This window comes from Natronocella acetinitrilica (genome assembly GCF_024170285.1).
Taxonomy (GTDB): Bacteria; Pseudomonadota; Gammaproteobacteria; order Nitrococcales; family Aquisalimonadaceae; genus Natronocella; species Natronocella acetinitrilica.
Window position 1 is genome coordinate 385,605 of record NZ_JALJXV010000001.1, and the last position, 21,797, is coordinate 407,401.

The following is a 21,797-nucleotide window of genomic DNA, read 5'->3' on the forward strand; positions in this document are numbered from 1 at the left end:
TTCTGGGCACAGGGGCCGGCCATTCGGGCCGGCCGATGGTCAATCGGGTGAATCAGACTTCCAGCAGCAGACGGGCCGGGTCTTCCAGCATGTCCTTGATGGTCACCAGGAAACTCACCGCCTCCTTGCCATCGACGATCCGGTGATCGTAAGACAGCGCCAGGTACATCATCGGACGGATGACCACCTGCCCGTTTTCGGCCATGGGGCGTTCCTGGATCTTGTGCATACCCAGTATCGCGCTTTGCGGCGGGTTAAGAATCGGTGTCGACAACAACGAACCGAAAATGCCGCCGTTGGTGATGGAGAAGGTGCCGCCGGTCAGTTCCTCGATGGCGAGCTTGCCGGCCTGGGCGCGCTGTCCGAAGTCGACGATGGTGCCCTCGATTTCCGCAAAGCCCATGTGTTCCGCATCACGCAGCACCGGAACCACCAGCCCACGCTCCGTGCTCACCGCGATGCCGATGTCATGGTAACCGTGGTAGAGGATGTCCTTGCCATCAATGGAGGCATTGACGGCAGGAAAACGCTTCAGGGCCTCAACGGATGCCTTGACGAAAAAGCTCATGAAACCGAGTTTGGTGTCATGGGCTTTCTCGAATCGGTCCTTGTAGCGCTTCCGTAGCTCCATGATCGGCCCCATGTTCACCTCGTTGAAGGTGGTCAACATGGCGGCGGTCTGCTGGGCTTCCACCAGGCGCTCGGCAATACGCTGGCGCAACCGGGTCATGGGCACACGCCGCTCCGGTCGTTCACCGGCAGGCGCGGACGGCTTGGCCTGGCTGGCGGGACGCTCGGCGGGAGCTGTTGTACTGGCAGGTTCGGGAGCCGCCTCCCTGGCGGCGGTCCTGGACTGCTCCTGACCATCCAGGTGCTGCAGCACGTCTTCCTTGGTGATGCGCCCGCCGGGGCCAGAGCCTTCGATGGCCGCGGCATCCAGTCCGTGCTCCTCCACCAGGCGCCGAACGGCAGGAGAGAGTTCCGGCGGCTTGGACGCGGCGGTTCCACTGCTCTTGGCAGCCTTGGCGCCTTGCTCTGGCTTGTCGGACTTGTCTGCGGGCGCTGAAGCCTTGTCGTCGACGGTGCCCAGAATCTGGTCCGCGGTGACCGTGTCACCTTCCCCCGCCTTGATCTCGCCCATCACCCCTTCGGCGGGGGATGGCACCTCGAGCACAACCTTGTCCGTCTCGAGATCAACGAGGTTTTCATCCCGGGCAACGGAATCGCCGGGCTTCTTGTGCCAGGTCACCACCGTGGCCTCGGAGACGGACTCCGGCAATCCCGGAACCTTGATTTCGATACTCATTCGATCCTCTCTTGTCTGGTATCTGGCTGATTGGGGCCGCACACTGCAGCCCCGTCAAATATCAAGCGGTTAGCGCGTCGTCGACGAGTTTTCGCTGCTGCTCATGATGCAGCTTGGGATAGCCCACCGCGGGCGACGCCGAGGCATCCCGCCCCGCATAGCTCAACTCCTGGCCGTCCTTCATGCAGCGGCGGAAGTGATGCTGGGTGGAATACCAGGCACCCTGATTCTTGGGCTCTTCCTGGCACCACACGATCCTGGTCGCCTTGTTGTACCGCCGCCGCAACAGGGGGGCCAGCTCCTCTTCCGGGAAGGGGTAGAGCTGTTCGATACGCACAATGGCGGTATTCGTCATCTCGCGATTACGCCGCTCCTGCAGTACATCGTAGTAGACCTTGCCACTGCAGAGCACGACACGCTCGACATCCTTGGCCTTGATGTCGTCGATCTCGTCGATCACGCTCTGCCAGCGATTGCCCTCGGTGAGATCATCCAGCGACGAGGTCGACAGCTTGTGTCGCAGCAGGCTCTTGGGTGTAAACACGATCAGGGGCTTGCGATAGGGCCGCACCATCTGCCGCCGGATCATGTGGAAGAACTGCGCGGGCGTGGTGGGCACGCAGATCTGCATGTTCTGGTCGGCGCAGAGCTGCAGAAAGCGCTCGAGCCTGGCGGAAGAATGCTCCGGTCCCTGACCCTCGTAGCCGTGGGGCAGGTACATGGTGAGGCCGGCGAGACGACCCCACTTGGTTTCACCGGAGCTGATGAACTGGTCGATCACCACCTGCGCGCCGTTGACGAAATCGCCGAACTGTCCCTCCCAGATCACCATGGTTTCCGGATCGTTGGTGGCATAACCGTACTCGAAACCGAGCACCGCCTCCTCGGACAGCAGGGAATCAATCACCACGAAATCTTCTGGCTCGGTGGTGATGTTCTTCAGCGGGATATACGTGCTGCCGTCCTGGGCGTTGTGAAGCACCGCATGGCGGTGGGAAAACGTGCCTCGGCCGCTGTCCTGCCCGGTAAGGCGGACCTTGTATCCATCGCGCAGCAGGGCGGCGTAAGCCATCAACTCGGCAAAGCCCCAGTCCAGCGCCAGTGCACCAGCCCCCATCTTGCGCCTGCTTTCCATGATGCCCGCCACCCGAGGATTGAGCTCGAAGCGGTCGGGCAGCGCCTGCAGGTTGTCCGCCAGTTCCTTGATGGTGGCAATGGGCAGACCGGTATCCAGACCCTTGGCACCGTCTTCGGCGAAATATCGACGCCAGTCCACCGCATAGTCGTTGCGCACGCCCGTCAGGATATGCGGCGCTACCACTTTGCCGGCGTCCAGCGCGTCCCGGTAATCGGAGACGAAATCCTGCGCCTCGTCTCTGGCGATCACACCCTCTTCGGCCAGGCGCTCCGCGTAGAGCTGCCGGGTAGTGAGGTGCTGCTTTATCTTGCCGTACATCATCGGCTGCGTCGCGGCAGGCTCATCGGCCTCGTTATGACCGTGGCGGCGATAGCAGATCATGTCGATGACCACGTCCTTGCGGAAGCGCTTGCGGTAGTCCATCGCCAACTGGGTTACGAACACCACGGCCTCGGGATCATCGGCGTTCACATGGAAGATCGGTGCCTGCACCATCTTTGCCACTTCCGTGCAATACACGGTGGAGCGCGAATCCAACGGGTTCGACGTGGTGAAACCGATCTGATTGTTGATGATGATATGCACCGTACCGCCGGTGTAGAAGCCCCGTGCCTGGGACAACTGGAAGGTCTCCATTACCACACCCTGCCCGGCGAACGCAGCGTCGCCGTGGATCAGCACCGGCAGGACTTGCTCACCCTGGCGATCACGCCGACGCTGCATGCGCGCCCGGGCGGACCCCACCACCACCGGATCGACGATTTCCAGGTGGGACGGGTTAAAGGCCAGGGCCAGATGCAACGGCCCCTCGGGTGTCTGAATATCCGATGAGTAACCCAAGTGGTATTTGACGTCGCCGGAGCCGGCGTTCTCGACGTTGAAATTACCTTCGAACTCCTGGAAGAGGTCCGCCGGCGACTTGCCCAGTAGGTTGATCAGCACATTGAGCCGACCCCGGTGGGCCATGCCCAGCACCAGTTCCTTCACACCGTGGGAGCCGCCGCGCTGGATCACTTCGTCCAGTAGCGGAATGACCGATTCGCCACCTTCCAGGGAAAAGCGCTTCTGGCCGACGTACTTCGAATGCAGATACTTCTCGATGCCCTCCGCTGCGGTAATCCGCTCGAGGATTTCGCGCTTGCGATCGCGGCCAAAATCCGGCTGCGCCTGACAGCGCTCAAGGTTCTCCTGAATCCAGCGCTTTTCCACCGTATCGGTGATGTGCATGTATTCCGAGCCGATGGTGCCGCCGTAGGTACGCTGCACGAAGGTAATGATGTCCCGCAGGCGCATCTGGTCGGCGGTGAACAGGGAGCCGGTGTTGAACTCCCGATCCATGTCGGCCTCGGTGAGATTGTGAAAACCCGGGTCCAGATCCGGGATCTCCGGCGTCTCCCGCAATGCCAGCGGATCGATATTGGCCAACTGGTGCCCGCGCACACGCCAGGCGTTGATGAGCCGCAAAACAGCAGCCTGCTTTTCTGCCTCCTGTGGCGACAGACCACTATCGGCACTCGGCCGGCGTGCGGCGTGGCCGTTGCCCCGGGCTATCCGGGCGAACTCGGCACGCACCTGGCTGTGCGGGATTTCTCGCACCTGCCTGGGGTCGCCATGCTCCAGGCCCTGGAAATAGGCCCGCCACTCATCCGGCAATCGACTCGCATCCGCCAGATACTGCTCGTAGAGATCCTCTATGAATGCGGCATTGGCGCCGCTCAGATAGGAGCTGCGCTGAAGTTTTTCGAATGAACCCTTCATGATCCTGTATCCCGATAGGTGGCGGCTTCGACACGTGGGGAACGCTCGACCGCGCGAAAAAGGAGGCTGGAGTCGGAGAAATCCTTGGAGGATGAGACCATCGACGGGACGCGCGGTAACCAGTCCGTGGCGTCCGGCTGAACGGATCCCGGGTCGTCGAGGGCGGACGCGACCCTGTTGGAATCGTCAGGCATTGCTGGCTTCAGCGCCTCCGGCGTCTTGAAGTGAGTGCGTTGTGCTAGATCAGGGCTGCAATGCGCGACCCGGCCCGTTTCCGTGAACCGGTTTCCACTTTTGCGAAGAGAGTGGTTTCAAGACCGCGACATCGTCTATATAAAATAACGCCTTATGCGTTGTTGGTGCAAGTGAAAACGCGGTTTACAACAGGGATTTTTCAAGCTGTTGGGCGACAGCAGGGGCTGGCACGCCCGGTTTCGTTCCAAATTTGCCGAGGGCACAGTACTCTGTCTCCAGACACCAATAATTCCGGAGGGTTGGGGCCCATGCCCATGTTGCAGACGATCGCTTGCGTCAGCCGGGACGCCGCCGCCGGTCGTTTCTGCCAGCGCTCATCCCAGCGGGTACAATGACCACGCTCTCCGTGCTTAAGGCTCCTGCCCGCAATCTGGCCGCAGGGCGCTTCTCCACAGCCACTCCGGAGGCCGTGGACCAGTGGCTGAACGAACTGCCCAAAGGCCACCCGGAAACCTGTGCCCGACAATTGCTCGGCGTGCTGGAGGAAGCCAACCGCGCGCCGCTGCAACGCCTGTCACGACTGGATTTCGCGGAGCGCTTGCGCCCGGCAGTATACGAGGTCACGGAAACCCTGGCCCGCAGGTTTGGCAGCCAGCCCCTGCCGCTACGGGGCCGGGATCAGGAGCAGGCCGCCATCGTACAGTCATTGCTGGCGGAACTGGGGGCAGGCTTCAAGCTGGCGGTCAACGACATACTGCACGCGGGACGGCTTGATTCCGGCAACCGCCTGACACTTCAGATCGCCACACAACGAGCCCTGCTTGCCCATGGTCGCGGCCTGCTGGAGAGCTATCGGGTCCACGCGCCGGAGCCCCCGGGCACATGGACCGACGTGCACAAGCTCTATCGGAACGCGGAGGCCGTCAACCTGCAGGCCACGCCCATCGAGGGCACCCGTGATGCCGAAGAGACGCTGCTGTCCATCCGCCAGGCATATCTGCGCATCGCCATACTTGCCCTGGCCAACCCCTATCACCTGTCCCAGGACGAAGCGCCGGATCTGTACCGCCGTATCGGCCGCTGGATTCATTTCGCCCGATTGAGCGATATCGATGCATCTACGCCCATGCAGGGCCGCTTCATCACTGACCTGGACTCAGACCTTCCGCCCCGTTACGTCTCGCGGCAGCAACGCGCCCTGCCGCCGGCCAACCCGCGGGAGCTGGACGTAACCGGCGTGGTGAACGTGCTGGACCAGCAGATCGCCACACTGAAGGATTCCCTCAAGAGCGGACGCAACGGCGGCATCCTGTCGTTACGCCTGAAGCACGACACCTACCAGCGCTTTCGCGATGCACTTGGCGGTCGCCAGGAGCGTGCAACACCCCGCAGCCCCACGGTTTCCCGCCTGCAACTGGTGAGCGGCCTGGGGGCCTGCCACTACCTGATCCACGACCAGACCATGTTCAACCCCGGAGAGGACGAGCAGCGCTGGATGGACAAGGTCGCCAAGGTGTCTGGCGGACTCCCCAGGGGTGCGCTGAGCCTGGCGGACAAGGGCAGCTACCTGGGAACCAGCCCCAGCGCACCACCCCGTCACAAACCGCTTTTTCACGGCCGCGACGCCGAACTGGACGACATCTGGCAGAAGGCGAATCGCATTGGCCCCGACACCACCGATGAACAGGCAGCACCCCCGCCGGACTACGAACCGCAGCTTTGGAGCCGCAAGAACATGAGCGCCGGGGGCATGGCACTGTTCTGTCCCAGAGACAGCCGGACGCGGACCCGGGTGGGGGAGGTGGTGGCCTGGACTGATGGCATCGGCGCCACCATCCCTTCCGGCGAGCACTGGTCCCTGGGCGTGGTCCGCTGGCTGCGCACACGGGATCACGGTGGGCTGGAACTCGGCGTTCAGGAGTTGGCGGAGTCCGCCTACGCCGCCGGCTGCCGGGCCGTCTCCGGCAGCGGGCAGAGCGCGGGCTACGTCCGTGCCCTGCTGCTGCCGCGCATCAACCCCATGCAGGGCGAGGCCAGCCTGATCGTACCGGCGGCGCTATTCACCACCGACACCATGCTGGCCTTGAACCTCAGCAAGCTGATTCTCTATGCGCGCCTCACAGACGTGATCGAGACAACCCGGCTTTTCACCCACTTTCGCTTCAAGCTCAGCCAGGGACCGGACCGACGTCCCTGATCGGTGGCCGCAGGCAGGCGCATGTCGCAATCCGACAGTTGCCTGGCCCGGTCAGCCTGCCAGAATACGATCACCACCAGCCCAACGATAAACCGGGGAGGAGAGGGATGGAGTTGCTCACCCGCATGCTGGAACAACAGGACGCCAGCGGCGCCGTCGACGATGGGGCGCTACGCAGCCTGGCACAGCAGACGCGCGTACCACTTCACCGTCTGGAAGGCCTGCGCGGCTTCTATCCGCAGTTTCGTCGCCACCCCGTCGAGCGCCCGGTGCTGTCAGTCTGTCGGGACATGGTGTGCCGGCAACGCCTGGGCATGGACCCCGTCGCCCGGGTACATGGCGACCCGGATATCACTCGCGACTTCAGCGTCGAGGGGGCCTCTTGTCTGGGGCGCTGCGACCATGCACCGGCGGCACTGCGACAGCACACACCCCTGCGCATTGACGTGGATGCCGAGCAACGCGTCAAGCTCTCGTCCAATCCCGAACATGCACCGAGACAGTGGCCACTGGACCCGTATTCCACGCCCAGCCAGCATTACGCCACCCTGCAGCGCTGGGCTGCATCAGGGGACATCGAGGAACTGTTGAATACCCTGAAAAGCGCCGGGCTCCGCGGCATGGGCGGGGCCGGCTTTCCCACCGGCGTCAAATGGGAGGCCTGTCGCGCGGCGGACCGGGCGGTGAGGGCGGTTATCTGCAACGCTGACGAAAGCGAGCCCGGCACGTTTAAGGATCGGGTAATACTCGCCGAACTGCCGCACCTGGTGATCGAGGGCATGCTGCTCGCCGCGTGGGTCACCGGGGCGCGGGAAGGCATCATCTATCTCAGGCACGAATACGAGCCCGAGCGCGAGCGACTGGAGGCCGCACTCCGTGAAGCACGCGACCGCGGGCTGCTCGGCCCCGGCCATCCCACCGGTTTCGACATCCGCGTTTTCGTGTCCCCCGGCGGCTATATCCTGGGCGAGGAGACCGCACTGCTGGAGGCGCTGGAAGACCGTCGCGGCGAGCCCCGCAACAAGCCCCCCTTCCCGGTCAGCCGCGGGCTCGGCGGTGAGCCGACGCTGATTAACAACGTGGAAACACTGGCCGCCTGCGTCGGCATACTGCACCACGGCGCCGATTGGTGGCGGGAACAGGGCCGCGGCCAGGCCGCCGGGTTGAAGCTGTTGGCCGTGTCCGGGGACGTGGAGCGCCCGGATGTCTATTGCGTCCCCATGGGGACCACCGCCAGAGAGTTGCTGGCCCTCGCCGGTGGCGTTCAAGGCGGCAAGCCACTACTGGCCTTTTTCCCGGGAGGCGCATCCACCAACCCTCTGCCAGCGGGGCGGCTGGACACGCCCATGGACTGGGACAGCCTGCGGGAGGCGGGCAGCGCACTGGGCTCGGGGGCTGTAACCTTCGTCGCCGAGGGGCGCGACCTGCTCGACCTGGTGCTGGCCCAGACACGATTCTTTCGTAACGAGTCCTGCGGCAAATGCGTGCCCTGCCGCGTCGGCACGCAAAAGGCCGTCGCCCTGGTGGAGTCCGCCATCGCCGGCGACCCGGTTGACGGGCTTCCGGAGCTGCTGCGGCAGCTGAACGGAACGCTTGCCCGCACCTCGATTTGTGGCCTGGGCCAGGTGGCCCTGGCACCGCTGGTGGCGCTGATGCAGCACTTCCCGCAACAACACTGGCAGGCCCTGGCCACCGGGGAGGCTGGCTGATGGATACGGTCACCTTGCAGATAGACGGGCACACCCTCACCGTCCCCGCCGGTACCACCATCTGGGACGCGGCGGCGAGCATCGGCATCACGATTCCCGCCCTCTGCCACGATCCACGCATGGCACCGGTGGGGGTCTGCCGCCTCTGTGCCGTGGACATCGGTGCCCGCACCCTGGTGGCCGCCTGTGTGCGGGCCTGCGAAGACGACATGGAGGTTCACACGTCCACCGAGCAGGTGGTGGACGACCGCCGCACGCTCCTCGAGTTGCTGCTGGCGGACTACCCCGAGGACAGCCGCCGCGAGGCGGCCACCGGCGATGACGAGCTACTGGCGCTGGCCCGCGCCCACGGTATTGAGGCAATCCCCTATCCCGATGGCGCCATCGGACAACCCCGTGGCGAGGACCACAGCTCGGCGGTGATCGCGGTGGACCACCAGGCCTGCATCCTCTGTGACCGCTGTATTCGCGGCTGCAACGCCCTGCAGCACAACGATGTACTCACCCGCACCGGCAAGGGCCACACCACCCGTATCGCCTTCGATCTGGACACGCCCATGGGCGAGAGCACCTGCGTTGCCTGCGGCGAATGCGCGGCGGTCTGCCCGACTGGCGCGCTGACCAACCGGGCGCTGGCCGGGCTGCAACTGATGACGGAGGAGCAGTCATGAAGCAACTGGACGCCCAGGCCTCCGACGAGACCTCGCGGCAACGCGTCGCCACCCGCGCAGTGGATACGCTCTGCCCCTATTGCGGTGTGGGCTGCGCGGTGACCTATGTGGCGGACGTGGACCACAACCGCATTGTCCATGCGATCGGTCGCGACGGCGCGGCGAACGCGGGGCGGCTCTGCGTGAAGGGTCGCTACGGCCACGACTATGCGAGCCACCCGCAACGCCTGACAAGACCCCTGATCCGTCTCCAGAACGCTTACCCCAAGGGCCAGCTCAGCCCCATGGAGCAGCGCCCGGGCAAACCCGGCGGACCGGTGGAACATGACGCCGTACTGCCCCATTTCCGCGAGGCCAGCTGGGACGAAGCCCTGCAGGTCGTCGCCGATCGCTTGCTGGGTATCCGCGAAAGTCATGGCAGTGACGCCCTGGCGGGCTTCGGCTCGGCCAAGGGGTCGAATGAAGAGGCTTACCTGTTCCAGAAGCTGGTTCGTGCGGTGCTCGGCACCAACAACGTGGATCACTGCACCCGCCTGTGCCACGCCTCCTCGGTGGCTGCCTTGCTGGAGAGCATGGGGTCCGCTGCCGTCACCAATGTAGTTCGCGATGTGGCCCGCGCCGATGTGGCCATACTTACCGGCTGCAACCCCACGGAAAACCACCCGGTGGCGGCGACCTTCATCAAGGATGCCGCCGCAGCCGGGACCCGGTTGATCGTGATCAACAGCCGCCGGCCGCAGATTGCCGACTATGCGGCGCTGTACCTGCCGATCCGACCGGGCACGGATGTGGCGCTGTACAACGCCATGCTGCATGTAATCATCCGGGACGATCTGCTCGACCACGCGTTCATCCGCGAGCGCACCGAGGGTTTCGAGGCGGTAGCAGAAGCCGTGCGGGAGGTCACGCCGGCGGCAGCGGAGAGAATCTGCGGGGTGCCGGCGGCGGATATCGAGCAGGCGGCCCGCATGCTCGGTGAAGCCAATGCAGCCATGTTCTTCTGGGGTATGGGCATCAGCCAGCACACCCGGGGCACGGACAACGCCCGCTGCCTGATCAGCCTCGCCATGGTCACGGGCAACGTCGGGCGGCCGGGCACCGGGCTGCATCCCCTGCGCGGGCAGAACAACGTGCAGGGTGCCTCCGACGCCGGGCTGATCCCCATGGTCTACCCCGACTACCAGCGCGTTGACGATCCGGCGGTGCAAGAGCGCTTCGAACGGGACTGGGGCGTGCCCCTGTCACCCCGGCCCGGACTCACCGTGACGGAGATCATCAGCGCCGCCCGCGACGGTGATGTCCGGGGCATGTACATCCTGGGAGAAAACCCGTTCATCTCCGACCCGGATGTGAACAAGGTGCGCGAGGGCCTGGCCAACCTGGACTTTCTGGTCGTGCAGGACATCTTCCTGACCGAGACTGCAGAGTTCGCCGACGTCATCCTGCCCGCCTCGTCGTTCATGGAAAAGGCTGGCAGCTACACCAACACGGATCGCCGGGTACAGCTCGGCGCCCCGGTGCTGCAGCCGCCGGGCGAGGCCCGGCAGGACTGGGAGCTGATCTGCGAGATCGCACAACGCATGGGCTACCCCATGGCCTACGACTCTGTTGCCGACGTCTTCGACGAGTTCGCCGCCTGCACCGAGTCCTATGCCAGCCTGAGCCATGCCGCCCTGGGGTTACGGGGCCGATGGTACCCATGCAGCAATCCCGAGACCTCCGACGGAGAGCCCATTGTCTTTGGCGACGCCTTCCCCCGGGGGCCGGCAATGCTGGTGGCAACCCGATTCACACCCGCCGACGAGCAGCCGGACGGCGATTTCCCGCTGGTGCTCAGCACCGGTCGCGTGCTTGAGCACTGGCACACCGGCACCATGACCCGCCGCTCGGCGGCGCTGGATACGCTGGCCCCCGACGCCAGCGTGGAACTCAATCCGACCGACGCCCGCAAACTGGGGATTTCGGACGGCCAGCAGGTTCGAGTCACCTCCCGGCGCGGGACGATCACGCTCATGGCCGAACTCAGCGAGGCAGTTCTGCCGGGGACGGTATTCATTCCCATGCACTTCAGGGAAGCCTGCGCCAACCTGCTCACCAACCCGGCGGTGGATCCCTGGGGGAAAATTCCCGGCTTCAAGTTCTGCGCGGTGAGGGTGGAGGCTGCGAGGGAGGCAGCTTAGTCAGTTCTGTGCCGAAGCGTCTGGGACGCCAAGCCTGGCAAACAGGCAAAGCGCAAGCGTTTGGGCGGGTGTGCGGATGGCGGCCGCAGACCGTCAACGGCAGGGATGCCGTTGTCGAGGCTACATGGACGTATTACGGCGTGTCTGCGGCCGCCATCCGTGCAGCCGCCCAAACGCCGTCGGACGGCCCCTGCGATCGGACGGTGCCGCGGTTCAGTCCCTCTAACTGCTCGCTTCCTCGGGCACTTCCTTCTTCTTGAAATACCGGGAGAAGATCAGCCCCAGTTCGAACAGGAACCACACGGGGATCGCCAACAGCACCTGGGAGATGATGTCCGGCGGGGTGAGCAGCATGGCAATGGCGAAGGTGCCCACGATAACGTAGGGCCGCTTCGCGGCAAGGTCTTCCCGGGTGGCAGCACCCGTGCGCACCAGCAGCACCGTGGCGATGGGCACCTCGAAGGCCAGGCCGAAGACAATCAGCATCTTCAGGACGAAGTTGAGGTACTCACCGATATCCGGCTGGTACACCACGCCCAGCGGCGTGACTCCAGCGAAGAACGCGTAGACCAGCGGCAATACGAGAAAATAGGCGAACGCGGCGCCAAGATAGAACAGCAGGCTGCTGGAAATCATCAACGGCCAGACCAACTGCTGTTCATGCCGGTAAAGACCCGGGGCGACAAACGCCCAGAGCTGATAAAGCAGATACGGAATGGAAATGAAAAGCGCCGCCACCAGCGACAGTTTCATCGGAATCAGGAACGGCCCGGCCACCTGGATGGCCTGCAGCTCGCCCTCCGGCAGCACCGAGCGCAGCGGTTCGGAGAACACCGAGAACAAGGTGTCGTAAAACGGGAAAATCATCAGGAAGACGACGAGCAATACCCCCACCGACCACATCAGCCGCGTACGCAACTCGATCAGGTGGGAGAGGAACGGCTTGTCCTCATCCAGGTCAGGCCTGTCTTCACTCATTGATTCTTGTCCGTCCCGGTACGGGGCGTCTCGTCAGCAGTATCACTTGCAGCGGATGGTGTTGCCGGGGCGGCGGCTTCGCCAGGCCGTCCACCGGTGGCGATGGAGCCGCCACTGGTGGACGCCGGCTTGGCAGCCGATGATGACTTGCGAGGCTGGTCGTCGGCCATGACATCCTTGTTGAGATCCAGATCACCAAGGTCTTTCTGGAAGTCCAGGTCCTTCTTGAGGTCCTTCTCGGCCTTGCGCAGCTCTTCCAACTGCAGCTCCCGCTCGACCTCGTTGCGCATGCTGTTGAACAGCGCACGGCCGCGGCCCACCCAGGTTCCGAGAGTTCGTGCCAGCTTGGGCAGCCGCTCGGGGCCGATGACGATCAGCGCCACCAGCAGGATGAGAAATACCTCCTGGAAGCTCACGTCAAACATGGATGCACATGCCTCTCGCTACTCAGGATGAGGAGCGGTCACGAGACTCGCTGGTGTCCGTCTTGCGCGTGATCTCTTCCCCTTCCTGGGAGCGGCTCTGAAGCTGGGCCGGTTCCTGGTCGTCGTCCTTGTCGTTGGATTCGCCATCCTTCATGGCGGACCGGAAGCCCTTGATGGCGCCACCCAGATCGCCGCCCACGTTGCGCAGCTTCTTGGTGCCAAACACCAGCAGCACGATTATCAGAATGAGAAGCAAGGAACCTACGCTAATTCCACCGATACCCATCACAGATCTCCCACAGCGTAGCGCTGCGTCACTCAGCCCTTGCGGGCAGCTTTTTCATCAATCCCGGAGAGTCCGAACCGGCGGCCCAGCTCTTCGAGTACGTCTTCCGGCCTCAAACCACAGTGGGCCAACAACACGAGCGTATGAAACCACAGATCCGCCGTCTCATAAACGATCTGACGCGGATCACCGTCCTTGGCTGCCATGACGGTCTCCGTCGCCTCCTCGCCAACCTTCTTCAGGATGGCGTCCAGTCCCTTGTGGTGGAGTTTGGCAACGTAGGAAGCGCCGGGGTCAGCGCCAAGGCGTTCCTCGAGAACATCGGCCAGCGCCGTTAACAGGGTTGTCGTATCCGGGCTGGGTTTCATGTCACTCATGGCTGCCGACCTCGCCGGCTGATGCGTCCGGTCCAATGGCCATGGCCCTAATCTGCTGATCGTCTCACGAATACACCTCTCGCCGCCATGAAATCCTTCGCCTCCGCCACGCTGTACTCACCAAAATGGAAAATGCTGGCGGCAAGCACGGCGTCTGCGTGGCCTTCCACAACGCCATCGACGAGATGCTGCAACTCACCCACACCGCCGGAGGCGATCACGGGGACGCCCACGGCGTCGCTCACGGCACGGGTCAACGGCAGGTCGAAGCCTTCCCGGGTGCCATCGCGATCCATGCTGGTGAGCAGGATCTCACCGGCGCCGTAATCGGCCATGCGCCGGGCCCATTCCACGGCATCAATGCCGGTGGCGCGCCGACCACCATGGGTGAACACTTCCCACCGGGGTTCGCCGTCTACGGCGTCGACCTGCTTGGCATCAATGGCGACCACGATGCACTGGGAGCCAAAGCGCCGCGCCGCCTCGCGAACGAAGTCGGGATCATCGATGGCCGCGGTGTTGATACCGACCTTGTCGGCGCCCGCATTGAGCATGCGACGCACGTCCGCCGGTGTGCGAATGCCGCCACCCACGGTCAGCGGCATGAACACCTGACTGGCAACCGACTCCACCACCTGCACCATGGTCTCACGGCCATCGGAACTCGCCGTGATATCGAGAAACGTGATCTCGTCGGCACCGGCCGCGTCGTAACGCCGGGCAATCTCCACCGGATCACCGGCATCGCGGATTTCGACGAACTTCACACCCTTGACGACACGCCCCTTGTCCACATCGAGACACGGAATAATGCGCTTGGTGGGGCCGCCGGTGTCTGGGCTATCAGTCATGGGAGAGTCGTGCTCAGCTGTGTCTGGACGGCGGGCGCCACTCACGCGGACGTCAGGCCATTGGCAAGTTTCTGTGCCTCGCTCAGGTCCAGCTTGCCTTCGTAAAGGGCGCGACCGACGATGGCGCCGGAGACCCCATCCTCCACGGCTTCGCACAGAGCACGGACATCATCCATGTTGGTGACGCCGCCGGAGGCAATCACGGGTATGTTGATCTGCCGGGCGAGCTCCCGGGTTGCGCCGGCATTGACGCCGCGCATCATGCCGTCGCGGCCGATATCGGTGAATACGAGGGCTTCGACACCCGCCTCCTCGAAGCGCTTGGCCATATCCACGGCGTCGTGCCGCGACAGCTTCGACCAGCCCTCGACGGCGACCTTGCCGTCACGGGCATCCAGGCCGACGATGATATGGCCCGGGAACTCCATGCAGGCGTCATCCACGAAGTGGGGGGCACGCACCGCCTGGGTACCAATGATCACGTAGTCGACCCCTACGTCAAGATAGGTCTGGATGGTGTCGAAGTCGCGGATGCCACCGCCGATCTGGATCTCCAGGTCAGGGAACGCCTCGGCAATCCGGCCGATGATGTCGGCATTGACCGGAAACCCCTGCACGGCGCCGTCCAGGTCAACGATATGAATGCGCCGGCTACCCGCATCGATCCAGCGCTGTGCCATGGCGACCGGGTCGTCGGAGAACACGGTTTCGTCATCCATGTTGCCCTGGCGCAAGCGGACGCATTTTCCGTCCTTGAGGTCGATGGCGGGAATCAGGAGCATAAGGCCTCGCAAGTCGGTTACTGGATCGAGCCATCCCAGCGGGTGAAGTTGGCGAGCAGTTCGAGCCCGGCGCGCTGGCTTTTCTCCGGGTGGAACTGCGTGGCGAATATATTCTCGCGGGCAACGACCGACGTAAAGTCGAATCCGTAACGACTGCGACCGGCGGTGACGCCGTCAAGCAACTCGACGTAGTAGCTGTGCACGAAGTAGAACCAGTCGCCACTGTCGATGCCGCGCCAGAGCGGGTGGGGCATCACCTGATCGACCCGTGTCCAGCCCATCAGTGGCACCTTGCCCGGCGCAGTGATGCCGGCACCCCGGAAACCGTCCCGGAAGTGTCGGACCTGACCGGCAATCAGGCCCAGGCCGGCGACGCCGTCATTCTCGTCGCTGTGCTCCAGCAGGGCCTGCATGCCCAGGCAGATACCCAGAAACGGTTTGCTCCGCGACACCTCCAGCAGTGCCTGGTCAAGTTCCAGGCGGTGCAACTCGCTCATGCAGTCGCCAATAGCCCCCTGTCCGGGAAAGACGACCCGATCGGCCCGCAGAATCTGGTCGGCGTCGTGGGTCACCAGCACGCGGCTGCGATCATCGACATGCTCCAGCGCCTTGGAGACAGAACGCAGATTGCCCATGCCATAGTCAATGACGGCGATCGTCGCCATGGTGCTCAGCCCCGTCCCGATGGGAGTCGGTTGCTCACAACGCCCCCTTGGTTGAGGGCAGCACATCGGCCATGCGCGGATCAGGCTCAACCGCCATACGCAGGGCGCGGCCGGTGGCCTTGAACACCGTCTCGATGATGTGATGGGTATTGGTGCCGCGGATATTGTCCACGTGCAGGGTAATGAAGGCGTGGTTGACCAGGCCCTGGAAGAACTCCTGGAAGAGATCCACGTCGAAATTGCCCACCCGCGCCCGAGGGTAGTCCACGTGAAAGTGGAGGCCCGGCCGGCCCGAGAAATCCACCACCACCCGGGACATGGCTTCATCCAGCGGGCAATAGGCGTGTCCGAAACGACGAATGCCGCGTTTGTCACCCACTGCCTGCCTGAGCGCCTGGCCCAGGGTGATGCCCACATCTTCAACGGTGTGGTGGTCGTCGATATGCAGGTCGCCGGTGGAGCGAATGGTCAGATCGATCAACCCGTGCCGGGCGATCTGATCGAGCATGTGCTCCAGAAAGGGCACGCCGATCTGGATATCGGAATTGCCGGTTCCGTCCAGATTGATGGATACCCGCACCTGGGTCTCCAATGTATTGCGTTCGACCTCGGCCTTGCGCTCCGCCATGACTGCCTGCTCTCGATTGAAAAACCGCGCGCATGATAGCACTACTGTCGACACGGCCATATGACTCGCAGCGCACGCGCGCCTCACCGCTGCCTGGCCGGCACCTCGAGCCAGAAAGTCACCGGCCCATCATTGACCAGACTGACCTGCATGTCGGCACCGAAACGCCCCGTCTCCACCTTGAGCGGATGCTGCCGCGCCACGGCAACACAATGTCCGAACAGGGCCTCACCGCGTTGCGGCGACGCCGCGGGCGTAAAGCTTGGCCGCATGCCCTTGCGGGTATCTGCAGGCAAGGTGAACTGCGGCACCAGCAGCAGATCACCACCGACATCAAGCAGACCGCGATTCATGCGTCCTTCACTATCGGCAAAGACCCGATAACCCAGTAACCGTTCAACCAGCCGTGTCGCCTCGACCTCGGAATCGTTCCGCTGGACACCGATCAGAACAAGCAGGCCCGCGTCGATCGAGGCTATGGTCTCACCATCAACCTGAACGCTGCCCCGGGTAACGCGCTGCAACAGCCCGATCATGCCGGCTCCGCGAGCTGGTGCCCCACTCGTGGAGTCGCGCCTACGGAGTCAATTGCGACATTTCGGAAGCTGACTATCGGAAACCCCCTACAAAGGTTGTCGAGTTTTACCGACTTACCTTACGAATGAAATCTGTCATTCTTTGCTGGAACTTAAGGTTCAAGGAAAGCAACAAGTCCACGGAAGGTTAGGAGCCACAAAAACAACACGGATGAGCGCACCATAAACCAGGGATGACTCACAGGGAAGCGCAGGACGCGCGATGCGAGTCAGGGAGAAACTGAGCCCACGGAACCGGGCAGCGCAGATCACCTTCAGCTATGTGAAACTGGAAACCGGCACATTGGATGTGCCGGTTTTTTTCTGTGCGCCTCTTGCCCGTTGACCGCATGGCGCGACGCAGACCGTCGCGCCATGCCTGGCTTCAACCGTCCTTCTTGGGGGTCTTGGCAGCGGCTTTTGGCGTAGTCTTGCGCGTCTTGGGCGCAGCCGCCTTCCTGGCCGCGGGCTTCGTGGCGGTCTTCGCCGCCGGCTTGGCAGCTGACTTGGCGGCGGGCTTTGCTGCAGCTTTCGGTGTTGCCTTCCGTGCGGTGGCGGGTTTTGGCGTTGGCGCCGGAGCCGGTGGTGGGGTCGGCGCCGCGGCAGACGGCGGAGCTGCAGGCGGTGGCTGAGTGGCGGAAGCAGGGGCAGCAGCAGCGGAGACCTCCACGCCGGCTTCCCGCGCCATCTCCGCCCAATTGCCCAGTGCCTCCTGGGCACGGTCAGCGGCCTGCTGCCAGGCCTCGAGAACCTGCCGACTCTCTTCTTCCCAGCGCGTTGCCGCCTGACCCGGATCCATGGTCCTGAGGCTGTCGAACCAGGCAGCCCAGAGCTCATGCTGGCTGGTGGTCCAGCCCTGCATCATGCCCTGCATCTGCTCCATCCAGCGAGCGACGGGCTCCGGGGCCTGGTCAATATCGCCCATTTGCCTGGACCAGCGAGCCGCCCACTCCTTCTGGGTGTCGAGCGCCTGTTGCACAGACGCTTCCCAGGCCGCCAGCTGCCGTTCGTACTCCTCCCGCAACTGCTCGTTTCCCTGGGGTGCCTGGCCACCAAAGCGGCGCACCGAGTCCATCCAGCTGTCCCACAGCTTGCGCTGCATGTCGGTCCAGCCGCCAACCATCTGTTCCACCTGCTTTTGCCAATCCATTCAGCATCCTCCAAGCTCGGGCCGGCTTCGGTCGCGATCCAAAGCGCAGGCCGTATAATCCGGGTTTCAGTGAGAGTCTAGCAGCAGCCGCACCGCAACACAGGCCTACGGGCAGCCATGGCGGCAATAAACACGGGGGAGGACGCTTGCTCAAGACCCACCTGTTGCGCTGGTGGCTACGCCTGTCGAGCCTGCTACCGCTGCGTCTTGCCCATGCGCTGGGCACCGCACTCGGCACCTGCATCCACCTGTTCGCGAGACGCACCCGCCGCGTGGTCGAGGACAACATCCGCGTCTGCTTCCCCGCAATGACGGCAGCCGAGCGGAGCCAGCTTGTCCGCAGCAGCCTCGCTGAGCTGGGCAAGCAGGTGCTGGAAACCGGCATCATCTGGCATGCCGACCCGGGACGTCTGGCTCGGCTGGTGGTGAACCCGGAGGCGCTAGCCGAGCTGGAACAGCATTGGCCGGCGGATCGCGGACTGCTCGTGGGCGTGCCGCATCTGGGTGCCTTTGAACTCTGCAATGCCTTCGTCAATACACGGCACCCGGTGCATCACCTGTATCGACCGCCCCGGGAAGCGTGGATGGAGCCGGTGCTGGTGGAGGTCCGGGAGCGCCGGGGTGGCCGCTCCATGCCTGCTGACGCCCGCGGCCTGCGGTTCCTGCTGCGCTGCCTTCGGGAGCAACGCCTGGTGGGTATACTGCCCGACCAGATTCCCGACCAGGGCGGCGTGCACGCACCTTTTTTCGGTCGGCCGGCACTGACCATGACCCTGTTCGCCCAGATGGCACGCAAGACGGGGGCAGGCATGGCCTTCCTGTGCTGCGAGCGCCTGCCCCGTGGTGGTGGCTTTCGGCTCCACGTCCTGCCCGGCGACCCGGCGATTCTGAACGAGGATCCGGTGGTTGCGGCGACGGCGCTAAACCGGTGTATCGAGGCCTGCGTGCGCCTCGCCCCGGCGCAGTACCAGTGGACCTACCGCCGCTTTCGCCATCAACCCGCGGGCCAAAAGAGCCCCTATCGCAAGCGTCGGCGCTAGCGATGGCCGCACAAGGTGCCGATCACCGCCGCCAGAAGGCGGGGGTCAACAACACCAGCAGGGTGAAGACTTCGAGCCGCCCGAGCAGCATGGCGAACATCAACACCCACTTGGCGAATGAGCTGATGTCGCCATAGTTTTCGGCCACGACGCCGAGACCCGGGCCGAGGTTGGTGATGGTGGCGGCCACAGCGGAGAATGCCGTCACCTGATCCAGCCCGGTCCCCATGAGCAGCAGCACCATCAGCGCGAACAAGGCAATGTAGGCGGCAAAGAAACCCCACACCGCGTCGATTACCCGCTCGTCCACCGCGCGCTGGCCGAGCTTCACCAGCACTTGCGCCTGGGGATGGATGAGCCGGATCACTTCCCGGTAGCCCTGCTTTAGCAGGAGCACGAAGCGCACCACCTTGATGCCACCAGCGGTGGAGGCGGCACAGCCGCCAACGAAGGCCGTCATGATCAGCAGCAGCGGTAGGTAAAGCGGCCAGCTATCGAAGTCGGTGGTGGTGAACCCGGCAGTGGTGCCGATAGACACGGTCTGGAAGATCGCGTGGTGCAGGGTATCGCCCCAGCCTCCATGGTGACCGGTGGTTATGAGGGTCGCTGTCACCACGGAACCCACAATAAACAGGATGCCGATGAACCAGCGTACCTCGGTATCCTTGAGGTAATGACTCAGGGAGCGTCGACGCCAGGCGAAAAAGTGCATCGCGAAGTTGATGCCGGAGATGACCAGAAACACCACGCAGATCATCTCTATCAATGGGCTATTGAAGTGGCCAATGCTGGCGTCGTACGTGGAATACCCACCGATGGCCACCGTGGAGAAGCTGTGTCCCACCGCATCGAACCAACTCATGCCGGCGACCCAGTAGGCAAGGGCACAGGCCACCGTCAAACTCAAGTAGATGTACCACAGCGCCTTGGCGGTCTCACCGATTCGCGGGGTGAGCTTGGAATCCTTCACCGGGCCGGGCATCTCGGCCCGGTAGAGCTGCATGCCCCCAACGCCGAGCATGGGCAGGATGGCCACTGCCAGCACGATGATACCCATGCCGCCAAACCACTGCAGTTGCTGACGGTAGAAGCGGATGGATTCCGGCAGTGCCTCAATTCCGGTCAGCACCGTTGCACCGGTGGTGGTCAGTCCGGACAGGCTCTCGAAAGCCGCATCGGTAAAGCTGATGCGCGGCTGCTCCGAGAGCACCAGGGGCACCGCCCCGGCAAGGCCAAGCACCGTCCAGAACAGAACTACGATGAGAAACCCGTCCCGGGTGCGCAGTTCGTGACGATCGCCGCGCACCGGTAACCAGAGCAGCAGCCCGGCGAGCAGAATGGCGAAAAAAGATGCCGCGAACGGCAGCAGCGCGGCATCCCGGAACAGCAAGGAAATGAGCAGCGGCGGCAACATGGTGATGCTGAACAGCATCAGCAGCAGACCAAGAATGCGCTGGACGGTGGAGAAGTGCATCAGATGAAGGTGACGCCTACCTGGAACAGCCGCTCCACATCACGGATGCGGCGCTTGTCCACGAGGAAGAGAATGACGTGGTCCTCGGGCTCGATCACCGTATCGTGGTGCCCCATGAGCACATGATCGCCGCGGACGATACAGCCGATGGTGGTGCCGGCGGGGAGGTCGATATCCTCGATCGCCCGTCCCACCACCTTTGAGTTCGTGGCGCTGCCGTGGGCCACCGCCTCGATGGCCTCGGCGGCGCCGCGACGCAGCGAATGCACCATGACCACATCGCCCCGGCGGACGTGGGCGAGCAGTGTGCCGATGGTGGCCTGCTGCGGCGAAATGGCGATGTCGATATCCTCGCTGCCCTGCACCAGATCGACGTACGCGGCCCGGTTGATCAGCGACATCACCATGCGTGCGCCGAGCCGCTTCGCCAGCATGCCGGAGAGAATATTGGCCTCGTCGTCGTTGGTCAGCGCGCAGAACACATCGGTGTTCTCGATGTTTTCCTCAAGTAGCAGCTCTTCATCGGCAGCGTCGCCCAGCAACACGATGGAAGATTGCAGATCCTCGGAGAGCTGCCGTGTGCGGATGTCGGATCGCTCTATGATCTTGATCTGGTAGCGCTCTTCCAGCGCCTGGGCCAGCCGTTTGCCGATGTTGCCACCGCCGGCGATGATGATGCGCTTCACCGGCTTGTCCAGACGGCGCAACTCGCTCATGGCGGCGCGAATACTCTTGCGGGCGGCGACGAAAAACACCTCGTCGCCGGCCTCGATCACGGTGTCACCCTCGGGGATGATCGGCTTGCCGCGACGGAAAATCGCCGCTACGCGGGCGTGATCGCCGGGCATGTGTTCCCCGAGGGTACGCAGCTCGTGCCCCACCAATGGTCCACCGTAGTAGGCCCGCACCCCAACCATGCGCACCTTGCCACCGGCGAAATCCAGTACCTGCAGGGCACCCGGATGCTCGATGAGCCGCTTGACGTACTGCGTGACCAACTGCTCCGGGCTGATCAGCACATCCACCGGTATGGCATCCGGCGAGAAAAGCTGCGGATAGGACAGATATTCCTGGGCCCGAACCCGGGCGATCTTGGTGGGTGTGTGGAACAGGGTGTAGGCGATCTGGCAGGCCACCATGTTCGCCTCGTCACTACTGGTGACCGCGATGATCATGTCTGCGTCTTCGGCGGCAGCCTGGCGCAGCACATCGGGGTGTGTGGCATTACCGCGAATGGTGCGCAGGTCCAGACGGTCCTGGATGTCCTGCAGCAGGCGTGAGTTGATATCAACCAGCGTGACATCGTTGGCTTCGCTGGCGAGATTCTGCGCCAGCGAGCTGCCCACCTGTCCCGCACCGAGTATGATGATCTTCATGCACTCAGCCTAGCCGCACCCGCCGGCGGCGGGGAA

19 protein-coding genes are annotated in these 21,797 nt (G+C 63.7%); 5 read left to right on the forward strand and 14 right to left on the reverse strand.

The features are described 5' to 3' along the window. Window positions 1-52: 52 nt before the first annotated feature. Entirely contained in the window at window positions 53-1,306 is a 1,254-nt protein-coding gene (gene odhB, locus J2T57_RS01885) for a 2-oxoglutarate dehydrogenase complex dihydrolipoyllysine-residue succinyltransferase (RefSeq protein WP_253473377.1), read from the reverse strand. 61 nt (window positions 1,307-1,367) lie between these two features. Further along, entirely contained in the window at window positions 1,368-4,202 is a 2,835-nt protein-coding gene (locus J2T57_RS01890; RefSeq protein WP_253473380.1) for a 2-oxoglutarate dehydrogenase E1 component, read from the reverse strand. Between the two features lie 586 nt (window positions 4,203-4,788). On the opposite strand from J2T57_RS01890, the gene J2T57_RS01895 reads away from it, so the two are divergent. The 4 genes from J2T57_RS01895 (at window position 4,789) to fdhF (ending at window position 11,154) form a co-directional block, all read left to right on the forward strand. Next, entirely contained in the window at window positions 4,789-6,594 is a 1,806-nt protein-coding gene (locus tag J2T57_RS01895; protein ID WP_253473383.1) for a cyclic-di-GMP receptor FimW-related protein, read from the forward strand. Window positions 6,595-6,701: 107 nt separating this feature from the next. Then, window positions 6,702-8,303, forward strand: a complete 1,602-nt coding sequence (locus tag J2T57_RS01900) for an NADH-ubiquinone oxidoreductase-F iron-sulfur binding region domain-containing protein (protein WP_253473386.1) — start codon at window positions 6,702-6,704, stop codon at window positions 8,301-8,303. After that, a complete protein-coding gene (locus J2T57_RS01905) occupies window positions 8,303-8,974 on the forward strand; it encodes a 2Fe-2S iron-sulfur cluster-binding protein (RefSeq protein WP_253473389.1) in 672 nt (223 codons plus the stop codon). The genes J2T57_RS01900 and J2T57_RS01905 overlap by 1 nt, the downstream gene beginning before the upstream one ends. Continuing rightward, window positions 8,971-11,154: a formate dehydrogenase subunit alpha gene (gene fdhF / locus J2T57_RS01910; protein ID WP_253473392.1), complete on the forward strand. Its 2,184-nt coding sequence runs from the start codon at window positions 8,971-8,973 to the stop codon at window positions 11,152-11,154. The genes J2T57_RS01905 and fdhF overlap by 4 nt, the downstream gene beginning before the upstream one ends. A gap of 222 nt (window positions 11,155-11,376) precedes the next feature. Here fdhF and tatC read toward each other — a convergent pair whose 3' ends face one another. From tatC to J2T57_RS01960, 10 genes are all read right to left on the reverse strand, one after another. After that, entirely contained in the window at window positions 11,377-12,132 is a 756-nt protein-coding gene (gene tatC, locus J2T57_RS01915; protein ID WP_253473395.1) for a twin-arginine translocase subunit TatC, read from the reverse strand. Continuing rightward, window positions 12,129-12,557: a Sec-independent protein translocase protein TatB gene (gene tatB, locus J2T57_RS01920; protein WP_253473399.1), complete on the reverse strand. Its 429-nt coding sequence runs from the start codon at window positions 12,555-12,557 to the stop codon at window positions 12,129-12,131. The genes tatC and tatB overlap by 4 nt, the downstream gene beginning before the upstream one ends. A gap of 22 nt (window positions 12,558-12,579) precedes the next feature. Further along, on the reverse strand, window positions 12,580-12,843 hold the full coding sequence (tatA, locus tag J2T57_RS01925; RefSeq protein ID WP_253473402.1) for a twin-arginine translocase TatA/TatE family subunit: 264 nt from the start codon (window positions 12,841-12,843) through the stop codon (window positions 12,580-12,582). 32 nt (window positions 12,844-12,875) lie between these two features. After that, a complete protein-coding gene (locus J2T57_RS01930; RefSeq protein WP_253473405.1) occupies window positions 12,876-13,220 on the reverse strand; it encodes a phosphoribosyl-ATP diphosphatase in 345 nt (114 codons plus the stop codon). 47 nt (window positions 13,221-13,267) lie between these two features. After that, window positions 13,268-14,071, reverse strand: a complete 804-nt coding sequence (gene hisF / locus J2T57_RS01935) for an imidazole glycerol phosphate synthase subunit HisF (protein ID WP_253473408.1) — start codon at window positions 14,069-14,071, stop codon at window positions 13,268-13,270. A gap of 41 nt (window positions 14,072-14,112) precedes the next feature. Then, complete coding sequence (hisA, locus tag J2T57_RS01940; protein ID WP_253473411.1) at window positions 14,113-14,853, reverse strand: 1-(5-phosphoribosyl)-5-[(5-phosphoribosylamino)methylideneamino]imidazole-4-carboxamide isomerase; 741 nt, start codon at window positions 14,851-14,853, stop codon at window positions 14,113-14,115. A 17-nt stretch (window positions 14,854-14,870) separates the two neighbouring features. Beyond that, window positions 14,871-15,518, reverse strand: coding sequence for an imidazole glycerol phosphate synthase subunit HisH (gene hisH, locus J2T57_RS01945; protein ID WP_253473414.1), 648 nt, complete (start codon window positions 15,516-15,518; stop codon window positions 14,871-14,873). Window positions 15,519-15,552: 34 nt separating this feature from the next. Beyond that, window positions 15,553-16,146 carry an imidazoleglycerol-phosphate dehydratase HisB gene (hisB, locus tag J2T57_RS01950; RefSeq protein WP_253473417.1) on the reverse strand — a complete coding sequence of 198 codons (594 nt, stop codon included), beginning with the start codon at window positions 16,144-16,146 and terminating at the stop codon, window positions 15,553-15,555. An 83-nt stretch (window positions 16,147-16,229) separates the two neighbouring features. Continuing rightward, window positions 16,230-16,682 (reverse strand): D-aminoacyl-tRNA deacylase, encoded by a 453-nt coding sequence (gene dtd / locus J2T57_RS01955; protein ID WP_253473421.1) that lies wholly within the window; start codon window positions 16,680-16,682, stop codon window positions 16,230-16,232. Window positions 16,683-17,106: 424 nt separating this feature from the next. Next, complete coding sequence (locus tag J2T57_RS01960) at window positions 17,107-17,871, reverse strand: hypothetical protein (RefSeq protein ID WP_253473424.1); 765 nt, start codon at window positions 17,869-17,871, stop codon at window positions 17,107-17,109. A gap of 146 nt (window positions 17,872-18,017) precedes the next feature. Between J2T57_RS01960 and J2T57_RS01965 the strand changes: the two genes are divergently transcribed. Further along, window positions 18,018-18,911, forward strand: coding sequence for a lysophospholipid acyltransferase family protein (locus J2T57_RS01965; RefSeq protein ID WP_253473427.1), 894 nt, complete (start codon window positions 18,018-18,020; stop codon window positions 18,909-18,911). A gap of 22 nt (window positions 18,912-18,933) precedes the next feature. Here J2T57_RS01965 and J2T57_RS01970 read toward each other — a convergent pair whose 3' ends face one another. Together J2T57_RS01970 and trkA are read right to left on the reverse strand one after the other, a co-directional pair. Then, on the reverse strand, window positions 18,934-20,385 hold the full coding sequence (locus J2T57_RS01970) for a TrkH family potassium uptake protein (RefSeq protein WP_253473430.1): 1,452 nt from the start codon (window positions 20,383-20,385) through the stop codon (window positions 18,934-18,936). After that, window positions 20,385-21,761 carry a Trk system potassium transporter TrkA gene (trkA, locus tag J2T57_RS01975; RefSeq protein WP_253473433.1) on the reverse strand — a complete coding sequence of 459 codons (1,377 nt, stop codon included), beginning with the start codon at window positions 21,759-21,761 and terminating at the stop codon, window positions 20,385-20,387. Before trkA ends, J2T57_RS01970 begins: the two co-directional genes overlap by 1 nt. Window positions 21,762-21,797 lie beyond the last annotated feature (36 nt).

Bases quoted from the DNA above. Each gene is read 5' to 3' on its own strand.
- J2T57_RS01895 (WP_253473383.1), top strand. From the start codon at position 4,789: ATGACCACGCTCTCCGTGCTTAAGGCTCCTGCCCGCAATCTGGCCGCA.
- trkA (WP_253473433.1), bottom strand. From the start codon at position 21,761: ATGAAGATCATCATACTCGGTGCGGGACAGGTGGGCAGCTCGCTGGCG.
- odhB (WP_253473377.1), bottom strand. From the start codon at position 1,306: ATGAGTATCGAAATCAAGGTTCCGGGATTGCCGGAGTCCGTCTCCGAG.
- J2T57_RS01970 (WP_253473430.1), bottom strand. From the start codon at position 20,385: ATGCACTTCTCCACCGTCCAGCGCATTCTTGGTCTGCTGCTGATGCTG.
- tatC (WP_253473395.1), bottom strand. From the start codon at position 12,132: ATGAGTGAAGACAGGCCTGACCTGGATGAGGACAAGCCGTTCCTCTCC.
- J2T57_RS01905 (WP_253473389.1), top strand. From the start codon at position 8,303: ATGGATACGGTCACCTTGCAGATAGACGGGCACACCCTCACCGTCCCC.
- fdhF (WP_253473392.1), top strand. From the start codon at position 8,971: ATGAAGCAACTGGACGCCCAGGCCTCCGACGAGACCTCGCGGCAACGC.
- J2T57_RS01960 (WP_253473424.1), bottom strand. From the start codon at position 17,871: ATGGATTGGCAAAAGCAGGTGGAACAGATGGTTGGCGGCTGGACCGAC.
- hisH (WP_253473414.1), bottom strand. From the start codon at position 15,518: ATGGCGACGATCGCCGTCATTGACTATGGCATGGGCAATCTGCGTTCT.
- hisB (WP_253473417.1), bottom strand. From the start codon at position 16,146: ATGGCGGAGCGCAAGGCCGAGGTCGAACGCAATACATTGGAGACCCAG.
- J2T57_RS01900 (WP_253473386.1), top strand. From the start codon at position 6,702: ATGGAGTTGCTCACCCGCATGCTGGAACAACAGGACGCCAGCGGCGCC.
- hisA (WP_253473411.1), bottom strand. From the start codon at position 14,853: ATGCTCCTGATTCCCGCCATCGACCTCAAGGACGGAAAATGCGTCCGC.
- tatA (WP_253473402.1), bottom strand. From the start codon at position 12,843: ATGGGTATCGGTGGAATTAGCGTAGGTTCCTTGCTTCTCATTCTGATA.
- tatB (WP_253473399.1), bottom strand. From the start codon at position 12,557: ATGTTTGACGTGAGCTTCCAGGAGGTATTTCTCATCCTGCTGGTGGCG.
- hisF (WP_253473408.1), bottom strand. From the start codon at position 14,071: ATGACTGATAGCCCAGACACCGGCGGCCCCACCAAGCGCATTATTCCG.
- J2T57_RS01890 (WP_253473380.1), bottom strand. From the start codon at position 4,202: ATGAAGGGTTCATTCGAAAAACTTCAGCGCAGCTCCTATCTGAGCGGC.
- J2T57_RS01930 (WP_253473405.1), bottom strand. From the start codon at position 13,220: ATGAGTGACATGAAACCCAGCCCGGATACGACAACCCTGTTAACGGCG.
- dtd (WP_253473421.1), bottom strand. From the start codon at position 16,682: ATGATCGGGCTGTTGCAGCGCGTTACCCGGGGCAGCGTTCAGGTTGAT.